Origin of the sequence: Wolbachia endosymbiont (group B) of Xanthorhoe designata (genome assembly GCF_964028585.1) — a bacterium.
In the GTDB taxonomy this organism is placed as follows: Bacteria; Pseudomonadota; Alphaproteobacteria; order Rickettsiales; family Anaplasmataceae; genus Wolbachia.
In genome coordinates this window covers 1,088,819-1,110,409 of sequence record NZ_OZ034794.1, presented here as the reverse complement: position 1 = coordinate 1,110,409, position 21,591 = coordinate 1,088,819, and the positions used below count along the sequence as shown (strand labels likewise).

The window sequence follows — 21,591 nt, the reverse complement described above, 5'->3', positions numbered from 1 at the left end:
CCTTGCTATTTTCTAGCGGTTCATAAGCAGCACTACATCTGTTAGAGCCTGTTCATAATCTTTTCAGAAGCAAAGCAGCGAAAGCAAGAACGACCATTTGCAGGCTAGTGTTGAGTTTCCGCTCGCAATTTTTCCACAATCGCCTACATTTTTGCAACCAAGCAAAAGATCTCTCAACAACCCATCTTTTCGGCAATACGACAAAGGTGTGTAATTCGCTTCACCTCAACAGTTGCACCAATAGTTACTTTCATCTGTGTTGCAAAATTTTCTCCTGTGTAGCCAGCATCAACTAGTATATTTTTAACTTCAGATAGGTTTTCTTTAGCATTTTTAACCATTCTCACAGCGCTACTACGATCAGTTATTTCTGCCGTTGTTATATAAATTGCGTGGGGTAAACCTTGTGTATCTACCGCAATATGGCGTTTTATTCCTGAAACCTTTTTGCCTGCATCATAGCCTTTTTCTTCAGCAGTATCTGCATTTTTTACGCTTTGTGCATCAATTATGCAGAAGCTGGTTTTTTCTTTCCGACCATTGTTTTGTCGGACCACGCCAACTATTTTTTTTAATACCAGCTCCAGAACACTTTCTTTATTTGCATCTGCTTTTTCACTCCACTTCTTAAAATAGTCGTAACAATTCCGCCATTTTGGAAACTCTTTTGGTAACATTCTCCACTGGCAGCCACTTTTTAAGACGTATAACACTCCACAAAATACATGATATAAATCAAGTGTTCTTGGCTTTGTCCTCTTCCTGCAAGACTCCAGATCTGCTACAATAATCTCAAACTTTTCTCGACTTATATCACTTGGATATAAACTTCGCATATCCTACTTTATATACTTTATCCTCTCATTCTATCCCTTTTTTGAGATCACGTACAGGCTCTTAGGATTATATGTGTGAAAATAGTTACCATTTGTATAATTCTTAGGTATATGATCAATAGTATCTATGATAGTATTTTTGCCATCATAGTAATAATAATAAGGTTGATCAGAAGTAGTAACTAAAGCAAATTTGTAATCATTTCCTACCTTTTGTAGCTTTAGTTGTAGCCCTTGGAATGAGTCGTCTAGTGTACTTTCCCTGTTATTCAAATCCAGAATTTTAAAACGCTGATTATCATCTCCGGTGATAATGTAAGATGCACTATTCAGGCTAAATGTTGTTTTGTTATTTAATCTTATTTGTGCAGGTACCCTACGACCAGTTCTATTATTACAATCTTTTTGTAGAATACCTTCCTTTTCTAGTTTAAAACGCATCTCCACCTCCCTTTGCGATTAGATATAATTAATTTATGGGTATTAATTATTGGTTAATAATGATGATAAGTAAATATAATTATATTTTACACTAATTTAATTATAAATTAACTTATGACAGAAAGTTGTTTCTTTTATAACTGAGCATAAAAATGCTTTATATTATCGAATTTCTTACCACTCCAGCTCTTTCACCTTATAGATGATGTCGTTCCTGTGCTTAATACTGAAATCTAGTTCTTCCATAATCTCGTTGGAAACGTCTTCAGTATAGGGATAAACTTTTATTAATTTACAGAAAGAACCCTACCCCCAGGATAAAGAAGCTAGTTAAATTTGTCAAGCAATTTTTTCATGACCAGCTAGATAAATAGCTACTTCTTCAATTTGATTGAGGTGAAAAATTGATTGCCGTTGCGATAAATAAGCAGCATTACTGAATCTTTGCCGTCTTTTTTTACTGCTGAATCAATTTGTTTTTGAAAATCATTAGTATTTTCAATATCGATTCCATCTAGTTGGATAATTATATCACCTTTCTTAATAACACGTAGTGTAGAATTACTACTACTATCTACACTAATAACTACTACACCCTTTGTGGGTGCATTATTTTTTAGTTCTTTTGGCAAATTTGAAACGGTTAAACCACTTATATAACTAGATGTTGATTTATTTTCTTCTTGATTATTACCTGAATCATCATTTGTAGATTCCTCGATTGCAACCTTGATATTGACTTCTTTACCTTTTCTAAGTAATTTAACCTGTACTTTCTTTCCGGGCTCAGTTCGTGAAACCATATGAGGTAATTGCGTCATTCTATCAATTTTTTTGCCGTCAAACTCTAATAGTATATCACCTACTTTGATTCCTCCTTTCTCTGCAGGACTGCCCTTTACTACGCTTGCAACTAATGCACCTTTGATATCTTTTAAACCCAAGGATTCAGCAAATTCTTTTGTTATAGGCTGAACTTGCACGCCAAGCCAACCATGTTTTATTTTTTTACCACTTTTTAATGTGTCAATAATTGAAATAGCTAGATTAGATGGTATAGCAAAGCCTATACCCACGTTACCGCCAGACTCAGATGGAGAATAAATAGCAGTATTAATACCTATAACTTTTCCATTTAGATGAAATAGTGGTCCCCCTGAGTTACCTCTATTAATTGCAGCATCAGTTTGAATAAATTCATTCATAGTACCAATACTAATGTCTCTAGATCTTGCAGATACAATTCCTGTACTTACAGAGCCACCTAAACCAAAAGGGTTGCCTATTGCAATAACTGTATCACCAACTCTTGCTTTATCAGAATTACCAAATTCAACAAAAGGAAGATCTTTATCAGAATTAATCTTAAGCACAGCAAGATCAGTTTTTGCATCATAGCCTAAAACTTCTGCTTTGAAATAAGTATTATCGTTCATAGTAACCGTAATATCTTGGGCATTTTTAATAACGTGATAGTTGGTTACTATGGTTCCACTTTTATCTATAATAAATCCAGACCCAAGTAACGTCACTTCTCTATTAATGCTAGGAGCTCTATCAAAAAATTGATCAAAATGCTCGAAAAATTCTCTAAAGTCATCAAAGAAATTATTTCTTGGCGTAAAGGGAATTTTAGTTCTACTGTTATTTTCTTGCTTAACTATTTGCTCACTTGAAATATTTACAACTGCGGGAATAAGTTCTTCCACTATATCAGCAAGCCCTTTATTACAACTGCATACAGGATCTGCAACTGTTTTTGCAAACAGATTAGCATATGAAGAAAATGAAATTAAAAAATATGCAAATATAGATAAAATAAATGCTTTACTTTTCATAAACTATTTCCATCCCTTGTTCAAAATATCTAAGAAATTATTATTTGGTGAAAGCACAAATTTAGTATTACCCTCAGCAAATGATTTACTGTAAGCTTTCATAGAGCGATAAAAGTTAAAAAACTCTTCATCAACCTTGAATGCCTCATTATAGATTCTAGTTGCTTCAGCATAACCGCGGCCTCTTATTTCATGTGATTCTTTTACTGCACTAGAGACAATTCCCCTTTTTAATTTATCAGCTTTTGATCTAATTTCTTGTCCGGCTTGTTCTCCTTCTGCTCTAATTTCTTTTGCTTCCTTTTCCCTTTCAGTTTGCATGCGGCGGAATATTGCAGAACTATTTTCTTCTGGTAGATCTGCTCTCTTAATTCTTACATCTATTATTTCTATGCCAAATTTTCCAGCTTCAGAATAAACTCCACGTTGAATTAATTGCATAACTTCTGATCTCTTTTCATTCAACAAACTAATTAATGAAAATCTTCCTATATTCTCTCTTATGTGAGCTTCTATGACAGGATATAATCTTCTAACTAGCCCTGATTCATTTTTCACAGTTTGGTAAAAAGTGATAGGATCTATTATTTTATATTTTGCATAAGCATCTACTATAATACGCTTTTGATCTGCAGTTATCACTTCCCTTGGAGTTTTATCAGGACTTAGATCTAAAATTCTCTTATCAAGAAATTCTACGTTATTTATAAATGGTAGCTTAAAATATAAACCACTGTCTTTAACATCTCTGACGACTTTACCTAATTGTATAACTATCGCTTGTTTTGTTTCTTGAACAACAAAGATTGAATTAGATAATGCAATCAATAATGCAACAAATACAAAAGCAAAAACAATTTTAATATTACTACTCATGACTATTTTCCTAGATTTGTAAGAGGTAAATAAGAGAACATACCTTTTAGATCGTCTGTTATAACAAATTTATCTACCTTGCTAAAAATATTTTCCATAGTTTCAAGATAAATACGATTCTTAACAAGAGAAGGATTTTGTCTATATTCTTCATGAAGAGATAAAAAGCGATTTGCATTACCTTTTGCTTCATTTATTATTTCATTCTCGTATGCTTCTGCATCTAATTTTATCTTTATTGCTTCACCTTTTGCACGAGGTATAATATCATTACTGTAAGCGTATGCTTCGTTTATGGTACGCTCCTTATCTGCGCGAGCACTTTGTACATCCCTAAATGAGCTAATCACCTTTTCTGGTGGATCAATTTTTTTCATTTGAACGGATAAAATCTCTATACCCATTTGATATCCATCAAGAATCTGTTGCAATAAAATTCTAGTATCTCTGGAAATTTCAGCCCTGCCTTGACCTTCGAGTGCAAAAGAGATCGTATTCTTACCTATTATTTCTCTCATAGCACTTTCAGCAGCATTTTTAACGCTAAAACCAGGTTTATAATCCCGCACTTTGAATAAATAATCTTTAGCATCTCTGACTCTCCATTGGACCTCAAAGTTAACGTTGACTATGTTCTCATCTCCGGTGAGCATCACTCCTTCACCACGATCTGTATCTCGCCCATAAGAGCTGCTTATGCCAATTTCTTCACGATTTACTTCTTTAACATTCACTTTAAAAACCTTACCAACAGGATAGGGAAAGTGATAGCGCAAACCAGATGTTTCTGTATTGGAATATTTGCCAAAAGTAAGTTCTATACCTTCCTCACTAGGATGGACAATATAGAAACCAGTACAAAAATAAAACAACAAAACAATGAAAATGATGAAATAAGGTTTTTTCCCTCTATTTCTGGTTAAGCCATTAAAAAAGCATCTTATATCAGACACAGCTTTACTTAAAATATCTTCATTACCTGGACCTGACGGTTTCTTTCCAAGATTCCAAGGATTACGCTCATCCATAAAAATTATTAATTGTATAACTAATACGCTGATATTACTTAATCTTATCAAAAAATGCAAAACTATTTTGTTTACAAATTAATGATCAGAGTGAAGGATGTGATCATACACTTCCTTTTTTTCTATATGTTATGGTCAATTCTACAGAATTTCTAGCTTTTTTTGAATTCTTTATTGTCGTTTTTGATAAGTATCTTTAGTTGTATATTAATTATTAACATAAAAGACAATGCCTGGGATTTAGGAAACTTAATTTTAATCAAGTAGCTGCATAATAAATCATTGTCAAGTGATGGAATGACATTATCTACTATGCAAATTACCTGCAAATTGCAATGTTCAAACAATTGTGTATCTGAGTTTTGAGATGACGAAACTAGAGTTGTATAATCTATACATATTTGTGATAACTTCTCACCTTCGCTCAAATAACTTTTCAATATCGCTTAATTTCATTTCTATATAGGTTGGCCTTCCGTGATTACATTGTCCAGAATAAGGTGTCTTTTCCATTTGCCTCAATAATTCATTCATCTCCTCCAATTTCATCTTTCTGCCTGCTCTTATTGATCCATAACAAGCAATTGTGGCTAGTATTTTATTCACCTTATCCTCTATAGGTAATGTATCTTCTATTTCTGTTAGTCTATCCACTATATCAATGAGCATTCTCTTTGTGTCTATTGCTCCTAAGATTGCAGGAACTTCTTTTACTATGATCTTATTTTCTGATTTAATTTCAATCTCAAAACCCATCTCAAAAAGTTTATCTTTATAAGTTTTAATCATTTCCATTCCAGCTTGATTTTTGATTTCAACCATTTCAGGCAAAAGAAGTTTTTGTCTTTTTATACTTGATTTCTCCTTTAAGCACTCGTATACTAGTCTTTCATGGGCTGCATGCTGATCTACTATAATTAGTTTGTCTCTTACCTCAGCAATAATATAAGTATTGTAGATTTGACAGTGTGCAAACCCAAGTGGATAATCCCTTATTAGATCGGTTTGTTTCCTTTCCAAAATTGTAGTTTTTGCTCGTGGAGGAGATTTTTGCATACCAGTATAATCAAACGATTTTGAATGTTCTGATAAGCTTTTTGTCTCTATATTTGGAGAAGTAAACTCTCTCATTAATTGGTTTTCAAAAGGATCTGACCTTCTTCCATAAAATTCATTTTTAAGACTAGACCTACTAAAAGGATCTGATGATAGATGATTCGTTGTTGTTCTAGTCTGGGCCAATACAGTTTCTGCAAGATCTATTCTCTTTGATAGCACTTTTATTAGCCCTCTTCTCACTATTTCATATATTAGCCTCTTGTTCTGAAACCTTACCTCTGATTTATTTGGATGCACATTTACATCAACTTGATCATGCGGTATCTCTAAGTGCAGCGCTGCAAAAGGATATCTATTGCTTGGAATAAGGTCGTGATACGCATAACGAATTGCACCAATAAGTAGATTATCTTTAATTGGTCTACCATTAACAAATGTATAGATCTGAGTTGAATTGCTACGATTGACAGTAGGTTTACAGATGTATCCTGTAAGTCTAATGCCATCTTCTTCTTCACTAATTTGCAAAGAGTTTTCATGAAATTCTTCTTCTACTTCGCATAGCCTGCTAAATAATGAGGTCTGCTTAGTATACTTAAGAAGCTTCTTATTATCGGAGATAAGAGTAAACTCAATTCCATAATTGATCATTGCTAAGTTGTTTACAATATCAACAATGCTTTGTGTTTCTGCCCTTTCGGTTTTGAGAAATTTTAGTCTATTTGGTGTGGCAAAAAATAAATCTCGTACTTCAATATATGTTCCTGTCGATAAAGGATAAGGAACAAGCTCTTCTATTTTTTCTCCCCCCTCATATCTTATAGACCATGCTTGATCTGCTTTGCTTGCCTTAGATGATAATTTTATTCTGCTTACTGCTGCAATTGAAGACAAAGCTTCTCCTCTAAAGCCAAGATGCTTAATCTCTATCAATTCACTATCACTCAATTTTGAAGTAGCATGGCGCATAAACGCAAGTTCTAAATCATCCTTTTTACTCCGCTACCATTATCGATCACAGTAATGAGGTTACGCCCACCACTTTCTATTCTAATTTCTATCTCTGAGCTTTTTGCATCTATTGCATTTTCCACTAATTCCTTTACCACACTTGCAGGCCTTTCTATTACCTCTCCTGCTGCTATACGATTTATGGTTTTTGTATCTAAAAGAACTATTGCCATTATAATGTTGGTTTTTCTTTTACTGCTTTAGTTTGCTCCTCTCTCCATTTTTTTAATCTATCTGCAATTTCACTATTAGAAATCGATAATATAGATGCAGCAGTAATAGCGGCATTGCATGCTCCACTCTCTCCTATAGACATTGTTGCAACTGGAACACCTTTTGGCATCTGCACTATAGATAATAGACTATCTAGCCCATTTAATTGCTTGCTATGAACAGGAATACCGATAACAGGTAAATAAGTAAGCGATGCAGTCATACCGGGTAAATGAGCCGCTCCTCCTGCACCAGCTATAATAACCTTAAAGCCTTTTTCTTGAGCAGACTTAGTAAAATTAAAGAGTCTCTCTGGTGTTCTATGTGCGGATATTATAAATACATCATGTGAAATTTCCAATTCTTTTAATAGGTTAATAGCATGCACCATAGTGCCATAATCCGACTCGCTTCCCATAATTACAGCAACATCCTTTTTCATTTTTTCTGTATTAGACATGATTTTATTTACTAACCAAATAGTATTTCAGAAGCAACAAATATTTGAATTAAATTACGAATATGATATAGCATTCTCATTAAATAGAAACTTTAAAAATTAAAATGAATCCCTATATTAAAATATAGAGGTATAAATTTCGGATATAAGGGTCTATTCATAATCTTTTTAGAAGCAAAGCGGTGGAAGCAAGAAGACGATTTGTAAGCTAGTATTGAATTTGCTTATCACAATTGTCTACACTTTTCTATAAGAGCCTGTACGTGATCTCAAAAAAGGGATAGAATGAGAGGATAAAGTATATAAAGTAGGATATGCGAAGTTTATATCCAAGTGATATAAGTCGAGAAAAGTTTGAGATTATTGTAGCAGATCTGGAGTCTTGCAGGAAGAGGACAAAGCCAAGAACACTTGATTTATATCATGTATTTTGTGGAGTGTTATACGTCTTAAAAAGTGGCTGCCAGTGGAGAATGTTACCAAAAGAGTTTCCAAAATGGCGGAATTGTTACGACTATTTTAAGAAGTGGAGTGAAAAAGCAGATGCAAATAAAGAAAGTGTTCTGGAGCTGGTATTAAAAAAAATAGTTGGCGTGGTCCGACAAAACAATGGTCGGAAAGAAAAAACCAGCTTCTGCATAATTGATGCACAAAGCGTAAAAAATGCAGATACTGCTGAAGAAAAAGGCTATGATGCAGGCAAAAAGGTTTCAGGAATAAAACGCCATATTGCGGTAGATACACAAGGTTTACCCCACGCAATTTATATAACAACGGCAGAAATAACTGATCGTAGTAGCGCTGTGAGAATGGTTAAAAATGCTAAAGAAAACCTATCTGAAGTTAAAAATATACTAGTTGATGCTGGCTACACAGGAGAAAATTTTGCAACACAGATGAAAGTAACTATTGGTGCAACTGTTGAGGTGAAGCGAATTACACACCTTTGTCGTATTGCCGAAAAGATGGGTTGTTGAGAGATCTTTTGCTTGGTTGCAAAAATGTAGGCGATTGTGGAAAAATTGCGAGCGGAAACTCAACACTAGCCTGCAAATGGTCGTTCTTGCTTTCGCTGCTTTGCTTCTGAAAAGATTATGAACAGGCTCTAAGAGTATTAGAGACTTACCTTTTGACAATACGGCAAAGATCTCTACAGTTACATCCTCTATATTTGTTTCTTTGCAACTACTTTTTTATATATGTTTCAAAACACTTTCTTTACTTCTGCTATGTTTTTTACTTCATTTATTAAAATAATCTTGCCATTTTGAAAACATTGTTGATTCACTGAAGCCACTTTTTAGGACCTGTAGCACTATGTAAAATACATCCTAAATCTTCTTGATTTTGTTTCTTTCTACAGAACTCTACTCAGTTTTTCTCCTACTCATCTTGCTCTGTTTTCATAATTTACATACTCTATCTCCTGCTTTATTCCTTTCTTGAGATCATGTACAGTCTCTAAAACGAGTTTGTAAAATGATTATTTCTGTGTTTTAAACTTTGCAATTTCAACTTATTCTCTTTAATAGTAAGTTTTTTACAAAATAATAGTTTGAAATTACTAGTATGTTGATAAAAATTATAGTCAATTTAAAATTTTGAGTATCAGATAGTTATTGACAAATTATATAGTATTAATATATTGGTATATTAAATATTATGATATAATATTTAATAAAGCTAGTTGGTATGTGAGAGTAAAAATTATGGAAACAATATCATTAAACAATCTGGATAGTGAAGCAATAAAAAAAAATTTGCTTGGTATAATAAGTAAAATTATAGGAAAAAATACTTGGACTCAAGCTTGTGCGGCTGAGAAACTTGGTATTGATCAACCAAAGGTGTCACAAATTAAAAGTGGTAAGACAAGTGGTTTTTCTTTAGAGAGACTGTTGGGTTTTTTGAAAAAGCTTGATCATGAGATAACAATTACAATAACAGAAAATCAATCAGTAAAAGCTAAAGAAGAAAAAGTAGAATGTAGAATTGGATCTCAATAGATCCGAAGTTGACATCTTGTTTTTTGTGATATAGTATAAAGCTTATCAAGGTAGTATTTTATGGTTGAGTCTATTGTAGAAAAGTGTGTAGAACGGGTACACAATCGTTTTAAATTGGTTCTGCTAGCAAGTCAAAGAACACATGATTTGAGTACAGGAGCAAGCGATCCCGTTGAAATGGTTAAGTTTAAAGATCATAAGGATACGATAGTTTCTTTATATGAAATAGCAGAAAAGAAGGTGAATACTCATGAGTTGTTTAACCTTTTGGTGAAAAGGTGCAAGGAGCACATGAAAGGAAACACAGATAATGCTTATAGTAGTAGTCCAAGTAAGCTAGCGAATTTGTTAAATTTTTCTGATCATCAACTTAACGCGAGTCTGGATATAAGTCAAGAAAGTCAAGATGATGAAATAGATGATCAAGATAGTGATGAAGAAGTACCGATTTAGAAATCTGCAGAGGTTATAATAGCTTATAAATGATTAGTATTGCTATCTATGCGCTTTTATTCTGTATGAGTGTAATGTTATGTTGTATAGTGTTTAGGTCAAGTGATGTATACAATAAGGTTTTAGCATTCAATAATTTATCAACACAGGTAGTTTTACTCATAGCAGCAATATCAATTATTCTGAATGATTTTTTTTTAATTGATATAGCATTGCTATATGCTAGCATCAGCTTTATATCAACTATAGCACTAATGAGATTAATGTTGTTTTGATAATTTATGGTAGCATCCATTCTCATATCTTTAGGTATTTGTTTAATAGTCATTTCAAGCATAGGAGTAGTAGTATTTCCTGATTTCTATACTAGACTACATGCTGCAGGTATTGCAGATTCTAGTGGTGCAATGTTGTTGTTGATTGGTTTTGCTTGGCAAAATGAATTTTCAATCAATACTATTAAAATTATATTATTGATTTTTATAATATGGATAGCCAATTCAACTAACAGTTATATTTTAGCGCGTACTTATTATAAAAGTAAAGACTATTAAGGAAGGTTAAGATGCTAGAAATACTGAATCTAATATTACTTTTGCTGTTACTCACGGTTACAGTTTTTATAGTTCTTTCGAAACATTTGGTTGTAAGTGCTGTTCTAATGTGTGTATTTAGTGCACTTATTGCACTTATGTACTTGATTATGAATGCGCCAGATGTTGCAATTACTGAAGCTTCTGTTGGTGCAGGATTGAGCACAGTCTTTACGTTTGCAGCACTCTCTTTGGTAAAGAATTACAAAGCAAATTTATCTCATAGCCCCACAACACTTTTTTTTATGTTATTTTTGACTGCATGTTTATCATACTTTATGATTCAATTACCAGATTTTGGCAGTCATAATGCTCCAATTCACTTGCACGTTGCTCCTTATTATGTCGAAAATACTGAAAAAGCTATTGGTATTCCTAATATAGTGACAGCTGTTTTAGCAAGCTTTCGTGGCTATGACACATTTGGAGAAACTATAGTAGTTTTTACTGCTGCACTTTGTATAATGTTAATATTAGAAGAGAAAGAAAGTGATTAAAGATCCGGTATTAAGTGCAGTAACATTTTTGATGATACCTTTTATCATTTTGTTTGGTTTATACATACAGTTTCATGGTGACTATACTCCAGGTGGAGGTTTTCAGGCGGGAATAATTATTGCTTCTGGGATAATATTATATTCTATGTTATTTGATATACCTACAACTTTAAAAGCAATACCTTACTCTATTATCAAATTTACTAACGTACTAGGTATTTTAACCTATGGAGGAGCTGGTATTATAACAGTTTTATTTGGCCAAAATTTTTTATCCTATAGTATATTGTCAGCTGATAGTAGAACAGGTCAAAAATTGGGTATTTTCTTAGTGGAGCTGGGTGTATTGCTTACCGTCTCTTCTTCCATGTTAATCATATATATAAATTTTGCTCGCAAGAAAAAACAATGACTCTATATAATTATGTAGGCATTACTATATTAATGGTGCTAGGTTTCTATATCATTGTAAATGATAAAAACTTAATCAAAAAAATGATGGGATTAAGTGTCTTACAAGCATCTGTTTTGTTGTTTTACATATCTTTAGGGTATGTAAAAAGTTCTTTACCTCCTATATTGACTTCAAATTTTCACTTATATACCAATCCTATACCTCACGTCTTAATGCTTACTGCTATAGTGGTTGGAATTGCAACATTTTCAGTTGGATTGTCCATAGTAGTAAGAATGGAGAGATTAGTTGATTAAGAAGAGTGTGAATAAATTGACAGTATCTTAAACTATATGAAGTAGCAAGTAACTATAAATTAAGAATAAAACTATAAGCTTGCTAATTGTAAGTTTATTTGATAAATAAGAAATAAAATTATAAACTGTAAAGGTAATGATGTCAACTATTAATGGTACGGAAGATAGGAAAAAGATCATCAAAGATCTTGTAACTAAAAGTATAAGAAAGGGCGGTTTTATCACTTTTGATGATATAAATGATAAGTTGTCAGATGAAAGTTTTCCACCTGATTTTATAGATGATACTATAGCTTTATTGCAAGACTCTGGAATTAACATACTCGAAAGTAGTGAAGATGAGGAAGAAGCTCCTTCTAATGATGATGGTAATAAGCTTGATGATGATGAGACATCGTTGAATACTACTACAACTTTAGTGCAAAATGATGATCCAGTAAGGATTTATTTACAAGATATGAGCTCTGTAAAGCTTTTGTCGCGAGCAGATGAAATTAAGATAGCAAAAAAAATTGAATCTGAAAAGCATAACATGTTACGTGCAATAATTGAAACATCAGTGGCATTCAACATGATCAAAATATGGCGTGATGATTTAAGTGGTGGAACTTTTTTACTGAGAGAAATTATAAATCTGGATGCAATTTATAACTCTGATTTCAATATGGTAGACAAAGAAGAAAGTGAAGCTGAAGATGTTAGAGATTGTGTTAATGATGAGGAAAAAATTAATGATGAAAAGGGAAATGAGAGTGAAGACATAAGTTCAGCTAACTTAAATATTTCTGTTCTTGAAATGGAAAGTGATTTATTGCCAAAGGTTATCACGGCATTGGATGAGATCATTGCTTTAACAAATGAAGCATTGGTATTGAAAAAAAATTCTAAAGATTTCTCTAATGAGCTAGAAAATTTATATAATCAAATATGGTCTGTAGCATTACAAATTCAGTTTAGTGATGCTGCTATTACCAGAATTACACAAAAACTTTACGAAATAAATAGACTAATCACGCTTGAAGAAGCTAATCTTATTACTGAAGCTAGAAAGTACGATATTGATAGAGAAAGTTTTTATAATGTTTATGATGATGTGCTTTTAGAGCACGAGTTTAGTGAAATAAGTTTTCTCAAGATTAATGAAAATCAATCTCTTTTTACAGGTGAATTAAAAAATAAATTCTTAGGGTTTATAAACGATAGCTATGAGTATATAGCTAGTGCCTTAAGCAATATTAAGAGTTATGTACAAGGAGATAAAGTTCAGGAGTTTAAGAAGCTAATCAAGAGAATACAGAAACATGAACAAGAAGTCTCTCAAGCAAAGCAAGAAATGATTAAGGCTAATTTAAGGCTGGTGGTTTCGATTGCTAAAAAGTATTCAAAAAGAGGCCTTGATCTGCTTGATTTGATACAGGAAGGTAATATTGGTCTTATGAAGGCTGTGGATAAGTTTGATTACAAACGTGGGTATAAATTTTCGACTTATGGTACTTGGTGGGTAAAACAATCAATCACTAGGGCAATACCTGAACAGTCTAAAGTAGTTAGAATACCAGTACATATGGTGGAAATTATCAGTAAAATCAACAAAGCATTAAGAAAGATGACTCATGGAATGGGTAGAGAGCCTACATTAGAGGAATTGAGTATAGAATTGGCGATGCCGCTAGAAAGAATACGCAAAGTTATGAAGATAGCAAGAGATCCGGTAAGTCTTGAAGCTCCAACAGGAAAGGATGATAGTAGTACCTTCGGTGATTGTATAGAAGATAAGCGAGTTTCTAAACCAGAGGATGCTGCAATACTTGCCGACTTGCGTGGCATTACGACCAATGTTCTTGCAACTTTAACACCAAAAGAAGAAAGAATTCTAAGGATGCGCTTTGGCCTTGGTAAAGATGGAAAGGAGCATACCTTAGAAGAAGTAGGAAAAATTTTTAATGTTACACGTGAAAGAATTAGGCAAATAGAGGCAAAAGCACTACGTAAGTTGAAACATCCAAGCCGTGCTAAAAAACTTAGAGGTTTCTTTTAAGGCAGAAGGGCTGCTCAAAAAATAGGTAAAATTCAGCCAAAGTTCTATAATTTTACCCTATTTTTCTTTTTTATAGGCTTCATAGAGCAGTATGATTAGATATTGAATGTTATGGCAAATAAAAATAATAACTCTAATTCAAAGTGTAAAAATTTTTGTGTTCTGGGTGATAGTTTATCTGATAATGGTGTAATTATTGAAATTCTAATAACTTATCCTTTGTAAGAAACGTGAAACTTAATGCCCCTTTTTATTAAGGAGGATTTTTAGCAATGGCCTTACTGTTATTGAATATGTAGCAAAGTATTTAGGTTTAGAAGAATTTAAGTCATCATGGAGATGCTCATTTTTTGATCGATACTATGAACAGCAAAATCATAACTATGCGATTTTATATGCAACAGCATCTGAAATTCTTAACCCTATTTTTTCTTATTTCCTCAATAAATTTCGTTTAGTTAATCAGCTAAACGCAGTAATTAAACATCATCCAGACGTAGGTAAAGGAGATTTTATTTTTCATTATAATCGAGGAAATAATATTATGGGTGCCACTGCTTATAACAATGTTAAAGCAGAAAAAGTATTGAAATAAAGCGGTTAGTGAAATATGTAATGCATTTGGTTCTAAATGAATATGGTGTAAAGCATGTGATTGTTGCAAATGTGACTGAGGGTGGTTTGATACTAGCTTTAATAAAGACGAAAAGCAAGAGAGCTGGCTGCAAAGCTTACACAGAGTTTTAATACAAAATTAGCTAATGATTTAGATTATATGAAGAAAGGTGCAGATCTTGAAATAAAAGCATTCGATCTTAACTCTAAAGTGAAAAGTATGCTTGGTAAATATAAGAGCAAAGGGTTAAATGATCGAGATGCATACCTATCAAACATCGTAGACCAGTTTAGGGTAGGGTGATTTGGAAAAAGTATAAAGATACTCTTGTTGATATTTAAAGGAAGGCTTGATACTTACTATAATTCTGGATGCAGCACAGAAATACTAAAGGATTATTTCTTTTTTGATTATTTTTATCCAACTGCAGAACCTTGTTGTGAAGTTGGTAATGAAATGTATGAGTTGATAAAAATTAGATTTCTTTTAAATATCTTTACGGTTTGTAGTAACTATCTGCGTAGCTGAATGGTAAAGGGAGGGGGGTAAACAAAATAATCTAAAATATAGAGAAAATACAACGGTGCTTGATACATAGCTATTGCGATTTTATCCTCTTTTTGTCATTTTAGTGCTAGAATGACATTCTGCTAGTGAAGTTTATTCTTTGATATATTAACTATAAATATAGAGAAGTCTTACTAAATAAAAAGGTAAAAGGAACTTCTGAGTAGTGAAATTTTGACTCTATATTACTGTAAGTGGTGCTGTAATAATGTTCTAACAAGCGCAACTTGGCTGAGTATAGAAAAAATTTAAAAAATCGCTATAATTTTACGTAATCTACCAATAAACACCTAAGTTTTTACTGGATTTTGTGATTGATCCTACAGTCAAAAACAAATTTTGAGTCATAAATAGTTTTAGTGCCATAATAAAATAGGGAGGTTTGTCAAGTAAAGTTCTTTATTTCATCAGATGCGCTGCCAAATTGTTATGCAAGCAAGTTTTTTAGTTTTCGTATATCCGAAGTAATTCTTGTGCATTGGCCTTGATTAGGGTCGGACATTCTCTATCATTTAATAATGAATGCAATATTTCAATTGCACCTTTAATGTCGTTACTGTGTATCTTTACTATAGCGATAGCTTCTTGGCTTGAATAAGGGTACACTGCATTTGATTCTAAATTACTAATTTTATCTTTATTTGTTTTTTCACCGCTGGAGTGAAGTAAGCTCATTAATTCTAAGTATTGTGCTAACTCACGCAAAACATCAGGAGCATCTTTATCGTCTGCCAAATCATTATAAATAATAGATGCTGTGTCTGTTGGCATTGAATCTGAGATATGATTGAATGCACGTTCAAAATTTGCTAAATACTCCCAATTTGAATCTATTTCTTCTAGCAGCGACTTATTATCTTTTTTTAAGAATAATACTTCGTAAAACTTGTCACCTGCAGTTATAGATTGTTTTGTGTTATCAATGTTGCGCAATAAGTATAATGTGATGCCAACTAACATTGGCGCGAGTGCAAGCAGAAAGATGTATTTTTTCATGGTAATATTCCAAATAGTTATATATTTATACATTAATGCTTTTGATTTGCAAAAACATATTGACATAGTGATTATATCACATAATAATACTCTTAAAGTTGTTTGAATAGTTGGAGATTAAAATATTTCTAAAGTAGAAATAAAGACAGCAGTATTAAGCTAAATTATTTTTTGTCGGATTTATCCGATGTACCCTCAACCTTTTATAGGTTGAAGTCTAAATTTGAGAGTTTGATCCTGGCTCAGAATGAACGCTGGCGGCAGGCCTAACACATGCAAGTCGAACGGAGTTATATTGTAGCTTGCTATGGTATAACTTAGTGGCAGACGGGTGAGTAATGTATAGGAATCTACCTAGTAGTACGGAATAATTGTTGGAAACGACAACTAATACCGTATACGCCCTACGGGGGAAAAATTTATTGCTATTAGATGAGCCTATATTAGATTAGCTAGTTGGTGGAGTAATAGCCTACCAAGGCAATGATCTATAGCTGATCTGAGAGGATGATCAGCCACACTGGAACTGAGATACGGTCCAGACTCCTACGGGAGGCAGCAGTGGGGAATATTGGACAATGGGCGAAAGCCTGATCCAGCCATGCCGCATGAGTGAAGAAGGCCTTTGGGTTGTAAAGCTCTTTTAGTGAGGAAGATAATGACGGTACTCACAGAAGAAGTCCTGGCTAACTCCGTGCCAGCAGCCGCGGTAATACGGAGAGGGCTAGCGTTATTCGGAATTATTGGGCGTAAAGGGCGCGTAGGCTGATTAATAAGTTAAAAGTGAAATCCCGAGGCTTAACCTTGGAATTGCTTTTAAAACTATTAATCTAGAGATTGAAAGAGGATAGAGGAATTCCTGATGTAGAGGTAAAATTCGTAAATATTAGGAGGAACACCAGTGGCGAAGGCGTCTATCTGGTTCAAATCTGACGCTGAAGCGCGAAAGCGTGGGGAGCAAACAGGATTAGATACCCTGGTAGTCCACGCTGTAAACGATGAATGTTAAATATGGGAAGTTTACTTTCTGTATTACAGCTAACGCGTTAAACATTCCGCCTGGGGACTACGGTCGCAAGATTAAAACTCAAAGGAATTGACGGGGACCCGCACAAGCGGTGGAGCATGTGGTTTAATTCGATGCAACGCGAAAAACCTTACCACTTCTTGACATGGAAATCATACCTATTCGAAGGGATAGGGTCGGTTCGGCCGGATTTTACACAAGTGTTGCATGGCTGTCGTCAGCTCGTGTCGTGAGATGTTGGGTTAAGTCCCGCAACGAGCGCAACCCTCATCCTTAGTTGCCACCAGGTAATGCTGAGTACTTTAAGGAAACTGCCAGTGATAAGCTGGAGGAAGGTGGGGATGATGTCAAGTCATCATGGCCTTTATGGAGTGGGCTACACACGTGCTACAATGGTGTCTACAATGGGTTGCAAGGTGCGCAAGCCTAAGCTAATCCCTAAAAGACATCTCAGTTCGGATTGTACTCTGCAACTCGAGTACATGAAGTTGGAATCGCTAGTAATCGTGGATCAGCATGCCACGGTGAATACGTTCTCGGGTCTTGTACACACTGCCCGTCACGCCATGGGAATTGGTTTCACTCGAAGCTAATGGCCTAACCGCAAGGAAGGAGTTATTTAAAGTGGGATCAGTGACTGGGGTGAAGTCGTAACAAGGTAGCAGTAGGGGAATCTGCAGCTGGATTACCTCCTTAGGCTTTGTACGTAATTCACCATTTCAAATAATAGTGTTATTATGTACTATACTGCTGTCTTTACTTCTACTTTATTTTTTAATTTCTCAATAACGAAATTTTATGAGTAATAGGCCTCTTTCCCCATATTTACAAATATATAAAGTACAAGTTACTAGTTTTTTTTCTATTATGCATAGATTGACTGGTATCTTGCTATTTCTTTTATTAATCATACTTTCTTGGTATTTTATATTATATGTTTACTCCCCTAAGTTAATTATAGTAAGGTGTTTAAATGCATTATTGTTCACTCCTGTTGCTAAATTAGCTTATATCTTATGCTTTGTAAGCTTTATGTATCATTTTCTTAATGGTATTCGTCATTTATTGTGGGATGCTGGGCTTAATTTAGAAATTGCTAGTGTTTTAAAAAGTGCTATGTTACTAACAATAATGCTATTTCTTTCTACTATGGCTTTTTTATTTATATTTATATGAGTCAATCTGTAAATTCAGTACATCATTGGTGGGTCCAGCGTATTTCTGCGGTGATTTTGTTATTTTTATTTCCTTGGTTTATTTACTCATTTTCTTGCACATTTTATGTTGATAGCCCTTTATCTTTTAATGAAAAATTATTTCAGGCTATTAATCATCCACTAGAGCTTTTGTTTTTTGTTATACTGGTGTTTTGCATTTTTTGGCATGCAGTTCTTGGAATGCAGATAGTGTGTGAAGATTATATAGACAGCGTACCTCTAAGGATTTTTACAATTACATGCATAAAATACTTATCAAGCATTACTTATATAGTCCTTGCTTTTACGACTTTTTTCTTTTATAGGCATATTTTCTTGTAAAATTGTTAGTTCTGTGTTAATATATTATTAGTTTACTAATTTTATTATTGAGCTATAGTGATTTTGGTTTGACAACATGTTTGGGGTGTTAAAAAAAGGAGTAGCAGATTTTACGCTTAAAGCAAAAGGTTTATTTGCTTCATCTGAATCTCAAATTTATGTCAAGGATCTTAGAAAGGTAATGACATATACAGATGGAAGAAAATGCAAATATCCAAAGAATTACGATCAGATTGTAAAATCTGGGAAAGTTGTAGAAAGTAAGAATAGTAATGATGAGACTATATATAAACTTTTGTATGGCAAGAAAATTTTTGAATTAGCTCTTGTCGAGAAAACGGATGATAGGTCCTATTTTACCATTGACTTTTTAGTTAATCGTAATCGGGAAAAAAACAAGGATGTTAAGCATTATGATGGCTACTATAAACCATTTGAGTTTTCAAAAATCGATCTTGAAAAACATATTCCAATTTTTGAAGCTAAAAAAACTAATGATCCTAAATATCCGTTTGAATTAACTCACTCTTCTGTGCTAATGAAAAAGGTAAAAAATGGAGAGGGTAAAGTTCAGGGAGTTGTTGATGAAAAGGGAAGAAATGAAGAATTACTATACACTAGTAATTATAAAAAATTAAGCACTAATTTTTCAGAAATTAGAGATCAAAATGGTAGTCTAGAGCTAGATAAAAGTCTGATATCTGTTCCTATTGTTTTTGCTGCGGGTTTAGCTAAGATTTGTGCTAGAATGCTGACTTTCATTCCTATGAAATTAGGAGAGAATTTGATAGCTAGAAAAAATCAAGTTGCAAAATCTTTTGGTTATCTTTTTTTCACTCCTGCAGTGGTAGTAAAAAATTTAGTAAATGTGGGAGCTACAATACTTAAGGTTCCAATTTTATTATTTGTAGCAAATGAGAAAAAGTATGGTGATGCTTATCTTACTATGTGGAAACACCAATTGAAAGAATGTTGGAAAGAAGTAAAAAGCGACTTTAATGTTGTTACAAATGGGGAAAGGCCAAAGCCGAAGCAGAAGGATCATAAGCCACTTAGCATAGTGGGTACATGGAAAGAGCTTAACGCTAGAAAATCAGATATTGAAAAAAACTTAGAGAAGGGGTTGAGCAAAAATAGTGAAAGTATAGATAAATCTAGAGAACTAGGTGTTGGAGAGAGCTTAAAGGAAAAGTTGCAAAACAAAACTGATGAAAAAATAGCTGCAGCCGTTAATCAAAAAAGCAACACTCCTCATATTGATGGAGAGATAAAAAGAAGACAAGATTCGTCACGAAATGTAGGGGCTCCATCACGCTCGTAGTCAACCATCACTTTAAATTACTTTTTACTTTAATCATCTCACAATAAAAACTTGCATGCATTTTGCCGTTAGTATAAGATATTAATCAAATAATTAATATCTTAATTAAATGCGCCCTGTAATACTGTGTGGTGGTAGTGGCAGCAGACTTTGGCCTCTATCTAAGCCAAAGCAATTTCAGAAAATATTTAGTCAGAATACTATGTTTCACAACACTTTGTTGAGGCTAAAAGGCGATTATATGCCACCCATCATTACCACAAATATACAATATGAGTCATTATTGATGCAGGAATTACATGCATTACAGGAATGTAAAGTAGTTTTTGAACCAGTTAAAATTGGGACAGCGGCAGCAATACTAATTGCTGTGCTTCTCTGCGATAGGAATGAGACAATCTTAGTTCTGCCTTCAGACCATTTTATAGGTGATTTGAATAGTTTTTATGTTTCTATTGAGAAAGCGTCTAAGCTAGCCTCTGAAACTGACTCTATAGTCACTTTTGGGGTAAAGCCTCATGAATTCAATTCTGAATACGGCTATATAAATGCAGTATATGGTCAGAAAGAAAAATGTCATATAGTAAAAGATTTTACAGAAAAACCCGAGCGTAAGGTAAGTAACGATCATTATTGGAACTCTGGAATATTTGTGTTTAGAGCAAAACGCTATATAGATGAGATAAAAAAAATTGCTCCGACTCTCTATAATTTATGTTGTGAAAGTATGAAGCATTTTGTACCACGAGAGAGATTTCTGTATTTAAAACAGCAAAATTGTGCAGGAATGGGTGATACATCTATTGATCACCTAGTGATAGAAAAAGCAGAAAATATTGTAATGATAGAAGCCAATTTCGATTGGATGGATGTTGGCACTTGGGGTTCAGTTTTAGAGTTAAGTAAGAGATTTAATAAGAATTTTGAGTCGTTTCAAGCTGTAATCAAAGGAAGAGAGTCAGTTTTGATGACAGAAAATGATGCAAAAAATTTACTAGGTAGAGTTTATAAACGGCCAAGTAAGAGCCTAATGTTGTTCATTAATAAAGTTAAGGAAGTAAAGCCAATAAGGAAAGAGATTAAGCCATGGGGATTTTATAGTGTAGTTTTAATGGGCAAGGATTTTCTTATAAAATATCTTTTTATAAATCCACTAAGCTGCACTTCTAAGCAATTTCACCACTATAGAGATGAGTACCATATAATACTATCAGGAGTTGGATATGTTAGTTTAGATGACAAAACATATGCTATAACGAAAAATCATGTAATAGAGATTCCAAGGAAGGTGTTTCATAAAATTGAGAATAAAAGTACAAGATTTCCTCTTGAGATAGTTGAGTTTCAGGTAGGAAAGTTTTTATCTGATAATGATATAGTAAGATTGGACGATATATATGGAAGGTCTTAATATAGAATATTGAATATATTCTATAAGCTTGCTAAATTTAGACAACCTAATTTGA

Annotated in this window: 21 protein-coding genes, 1 rRNA gene and 3 pseudogenes; 16 read left to right on the top strand and 9 right to left on the bottom strand. The window is 33.4% G+C overall.

Translation table 11 applies throughout. The features are described 5' to 3' along the window. Positions 1-52: 52 nt before the first annotated feature. The 8 genes and pseudogenes from ABWU64_RS05415 to purE all read right to left on the bottom strand — a co-directional run bounded on the left by ABWU64_RS05415 (position 53) and on the right by purE (position 7,762). Positions 53-836, bottom strand: a pseudogene (locus ABWU64_RS05415) (IS5 family transposase). 30 nt (positions 837-866) lie between these two features. After that, entirely contained in the window at positions 867-1,277 is a 411-nt protein-coding gene (locus tag ABWU64_RS05410; protein WP_353279477.1) for a hypothetical protein, read from the bottom strand. Positions 1,278-1,651: 374 nt separating this feature from the next. Then, positions 1,652-3,115: a DegQ family serine endoprotease gene (locus ABWU64_RS05405; RefSeq protein ID WP_341815701.1), complete on the bottom strand. Its 1,464-nt coding sequence runs from the start codon at positions 3,113-3,115 to the stop codon at positions 1,652-1,654. Between the two features lie 3 nt (positions 3,116-3,118). Beyond that, on the bottom strand, positions 3,119-3,991 hold the full coding sequence (gene hflC / locus ABWU64_RS05400) for a protease modulator HflC (RefSeq protein WP_341815702.1): 873 nt from the start codon (positions 3,989-3,991) through the stop codon (positions 3,119-3,121). A 2-nt stretch (positions 3,992-3,993) separates the two neighbouring features. Then, complete coding sequence (gene hflK / locus ABWU64_RS05395; protein ID WP_341815703.1) at positions 3,994-5,019, bottom strand: FtsH protease activity modulator HflK; 1,026 nt, start codon at positions 5,017-5,019, stop codon at positions 3,994-3,996. 152 nt (positions 5,020-5,171) lie between these two features. Then, a complete protein-coding gene (locus tag ABWU64_RS05390; RefSeq protein ID WP_051063879.1) occupies positions 5,172-5,459 on the bottom strand; it encodes a hypothetical protein in 288 nt (95 codons plus the stop codon). Beyond that, a pseudogene (gene mutL, locus ABWU64_RS05385) lies at positions 5,434-7,262 on the bottom strand (DNA mismatch repair endonuclease MutL). The gene ABWU64_RS05390 and the pseudogene mutL overlap by 26 nt, the downstream one beginning before the upstream one ends. After that, the gene (gene purE, locus ABWU64_RS05380) at positions 7,262-7,762 is read right to left on the bottom strand and encodes a 5-(carboxyamino)imidazole ribonucleotide mutase (RefSeq protein WP_015588176.1); all 501 of its coding nucleotides are present in this window, start codon (positions 7,760-7,762) and stop codon (positions 7,262-7,264) included. The pseudogene mutL and the gene purE overlap by 1 nt, the downstream one beginning before the upstream one ends. A gap of 314 nt (positions 7,763-8,076) precedes the next feature. Here purE and ABWU64_RS05375 point away from each other — a divergent pair. The 11 genes and pseudogenes from ABWU64_RS05375 (at position 8,077) to ABWU64_RS05325 (ending at position 14,979) form a co-directional block, all read left to right on the top strand. Continuing rightward, a pseudogene (locus ABWU64_RS05375) lies at positions 8,077-8,860 on the top strand (IS5 family transposase). 611 nt (positions 8,861-9,471) lie between these two features. Next, positions 9,472-9,768: a helix-turn-helix domain-containing protein gene (locus tag ABWU64_RS05370; RefSeq protein ID WP_015588177.1), complete on the top strand. Its 297-nt coding sequence runs from the start codon at positions 9,472-9,474 to the stop codon at positions 9,766-9,768. 60 nt (positions 9,769-9,828) lie between these two features. After that, positions 9,829-10,221: a DNA-directed RNA polymerase subunit omega gene (gene rpoZ, locus ABWU64_RS05365; protein WP_015588178.1), complete on the top strand. Its 393-nt coding sequence runs from the start codon at positions 9,829-9,831 to the stop codon at positions 10,219-10,221. 29 nt (positions 10,222-10,250) lie between these two features. After that, positions 10,251-10,496, top strand: a complete 246-nt coding sequence (locus ABWU64_RS05360) for a monovalent cation/H+ antiporter complex subunit F (RefSeq protein ID WP_015588179.1) — start codon at positions 10,251-10,253, stop codon at positions 10,494-10,496. Between the two features lie 6 nt (positions 10,497-10,502). Further along, positions 10,503-10,775 (top strand): monovalent cation/H(+) antiporter subunit G, encoded by a 273-nt coding sequence (gene mnhG, locus ABWU64_RS05355; protein ID WP_135352936.1) that lies wholly within the window; start codon positions 10,503-10,505, stop codon positions 10,773-10,775. 11 nt (positions 10,776-10,786) lie between these two features. Further along, positions 10,787-11,311 (top strand): DUF4040 domain-containing protein, encoded by a 525-nt coding sequence (locus ABWU64_RS05350; RefSeq protein ID WP_341815706.1) that lies wholly within the window; start codon positions 10,787-10,789, stop codon positions 11,309-11,311. Then, complete coding sequence (locus ABWU64_RS05345; RefSeq protein ID WP_010404274.1) at positions 11,304-11,723, top strand: Na(+)/H(+) antiporter subunit B; 420 nt, start codon at positions 11,304-11,306, stop codon at positions 11,721-11,723. The genes ABWU64_RS05350 and ABWU64_RS05345 overlap by 8 nt, the downstream gene beginning before the upstream one ends. Then, on the top strand, positions 11,720-12,022 hold the full coding sequence (locus ABWU64_RS05340) for a cation:proton antiporter subunit C (RefSeq protein WP_010404276.1): 303 nt from the start codon (positions 11,720-11,722) through the stop codon (positions 12,020-12,022). Before ABWU64_RS05345 ends, ABWU64_RS05340 begins: the two co-directional genes overlap by 4 nt. Before the next feature lie 139 nt (positions 12,023-12,161). Next, entirely contained in the window at positions 12,162-14,060 is a 1,899-nt protein-coding gene (gene rpoD, locus ABWU64_RS05335; protein WP_353279863.1) for an RNA polymerase sigma factor RpoD, read from the top strand. A gap of 615 nt (positions 14,061-14,675) precedes the next feature. Continuing rightward, positions 14,676-14,807 (top strand): GDSL family lipase, encoded by a 132-nt coding sequence (locus tag ABWU64_RS05330; RefSeq protein WP_251373718.1) that lies wholly within the window; start codon positions 14,676-14,678, stop codon positions 14,805-14,807. Positions 14,808-14,835: 28 nt separating this feature from the next. Then, a complete protein-coding gene (locus tag ABWU64_RS05325) occupies positions 14,836-14,979 on the top strand; it encodes a hypothetical protein (protein ID WP_041581334.1) in 144 nt (47 codons plus the stop codon). A 708-nt stretch (positions 14,980-15,687) separates the two neighbouring features. On the opposite strand, the gene ABWU64_RS05320 is transcribed toward ABWU64_RS05325, so the two are convergent. Beyond that, positions 15,688-16,305 (bottom strand): hypothetical protein, encoded by a 618-nt coding sequence (locus tag ABWU64_RS05320; RefSeq protein ID WP_015588183.1) that lies wholly within the window; start codon positions 16,303-16,305, stop codon positions 15,688-15,690. Positions 16,306-16,458: 153 nt separating this feature from the next. Between ABWU64_RS05320 and ABWU64_RS05315 the strand changes: the two genes are divergently transcribed. The 5 genes from ABWU64_RS05315 to ABWU64_RS05295 all read left to right on the top strand — a co-directional run bounded on the left by ABWU64_RS05315 (position 16,459) and on the right by ABWU64_RS05295 (position 21,536). Further along, a 16S ribosomal RNA gene (locus ABWU64_RS05315) occupies positions 16,459-17,962 on the top strand. 102 nt (positions 17,963-18,064) lie between these two features. After that, complete coding sequence (gene sdhC / locus ABWU64_RS05310; RefSeq protein WP_015588184.1) at positions 18,065-18,442, top strand: succinate dehydrogenase, cytochrome b556 subunit; 378 nt, start codon at positions 18,065-18,067, stop codon at positions 18,440-18,442. After that, positions 18,439-18,804, top strand: coding sequence for a succinate dehydrogenase, hydrophobic membrane anchor protein (gene sdhD / locus ABWU64_RS05305; RefSeq protein ID WP_353279476.1), 366 nt, complete (start codon positions 18,439-18,441; stop codon positions 18,802-18,804). Before sdhC ends, sdhD begins: the two co-directional genes overlap by 4 nt. A 76-nt stretch (positions 18,805-18,880) precedes the next feature. After that, complete coding sequence (locus tag ABWU64_RS05300; protein ID WP_341815708.1) at positions 18,881-20,125, top strand: hypothetical protein; 1,245 nt, start codon at positions 18,881-18,883, stop codon at positions 20,123-20,125. Between the two features lie 109 nt (positions 20,126-20,234). After that, positions 20,235-21,536 carry a sugar phosphate nucleotidyltransferase gene (locus ABWU64_RS05295; protein ID WP_353279475.1) on the top strand — a complete coding sequence of 434 codons (1,302 nt, stop codon included), beginning with the start codon at positions 20,235-20,237 and terminating at the stop codon, positions 21,534-21,536. Positions 21,537-21,591 lie beyond the last annotated feature (55 nt).

Bases quoted from the DNA above. Each gene is read 5' to 3' on its own strand.
- ABWU64_RS05410 (WP_353279477.1), bottom strand. From the start codon at position 1,277: ATGCGTTTTAAACTAGAAAAGGAAGGTATTCTACAAAAAGATTGTAAT.
- ABWU64_RS05405 (WP_341815701.1), bottom strand. From the start codon at position 3,115: ATGAAAAGTAAAGCATTTATTTTATCTATATTTGCATATTTTTTAATT.
- hflC (WP_341815702.1), bottom strand. From the start codon at position 3,991: ATGAGTAGTAATATTAAAATTGTTTTTGCTTTTGTATTTGTTGCATTA.
- hflK (WP_341815703.1), bottom strand. From the start codon at position 5,019: ATGGATGAGCGTAATCCTTGGAATCTTGGAAAGAAACCGTCAGGTCCA.
- purE (WP_015588176.1), bottom strand. From the start codon at position 7,762: ATGTCTAATACAGAAAAAATGAAAAAGGATGTTGCTGTAATTATGGGA.
- ABWU64_RS05370 (WP_015588177.1), top strand. From the start codon at position 9,472: ATGGAAACAATATCATTAAACAATCTGGATAGTGAAGCAATAAAAAAA.
- rpoZ (WP_015588178.1), top strand. From the start codon at position 9,829: ATGGTTGAGTCTATTGTAGAAAAGTGTGTAGAACGGGTACACAATCGT.
- ABWU64_RS05360 (WP_015588179.1), top strand. From the start codon at position 10,251: ATGATTAGTATTGCTATCTATGCGCTTTTATTCTGTATGAGTGTAATG.
- mnhG (WP_135352936.1), top strand. From the start codon at position 10,503: ATGGTAGCATCCATTCTCATATCTTTAGGTATTTGTTTAATAGTCATT.
- ABWU64_RS05350 (WP_341815706.1), top strand. From the start codon at position 10,787: ATGCTAGAAATACTGAATCTAATATTACTTTTGCTGTTACTCACGGTT.
- ABWU64_RS05340 (WP_010404276.1), top strand. From the start codon at position 11,720: ATGACTCTATATAATTATGTAGGCATTACTATATTAATGGTGCTAGGT.
- rpoD (WP_353279863.1), top strand. From the start codon at position 12,162: ATGTCAACTATTAATGGTACGGAAGATAGGAAAAAGATCATCAAAGAT.
- ABWU64_RS05330 (WP_251373718.1), top strand. From the start codon at position 14,676: ATGCATTTGGTTCTAAATGAATATGGTGTAAAGCATGTGATTGTTGCA.
- ABWU64_RS05325 (WP_041581334.1), top strand. From the start codon at position 14,836: ATGAAGAAAGGTGCAGATCTTGAAATAAAAGCATTCGATCTTAACTCT.
- ABWU64_RS05320 (WP_015588183.1), bottom strand. From the start codon at position 16,305: ATGTCAATATGTTTTTGCAAATCAAAAGCATTAATGTATAAATATATA.
- sdhC (WP_015588184.1), top strand. From the start codon at position 18,065: ATGAGTAATAGGCCTCTTTCCCCATATTTACAAATATATAAAGTACAA.
- sdhD (WP_353279476.1), top strand. From the start codon at position 18,439: ATGAGTCAATCTGTAAATTCAGTACATCATTGGTGGGTCCAGCGTATT.
- ABWU64_RS05300 (WP_341815708.1), top strand. From the start codon at position 18,881: ATGTTTGGGGTGTTAAAAAAAGGAGTAGCAGATTTTACGCTTAAAGCA.
- ABWU64_RS05295 (WP_353279475.1), top strand. From the start codon at position 20,235: ATGCGCCCTGTAATACTGTGTGGTGGTAGTGGCAGCAGACTTTGGCCT.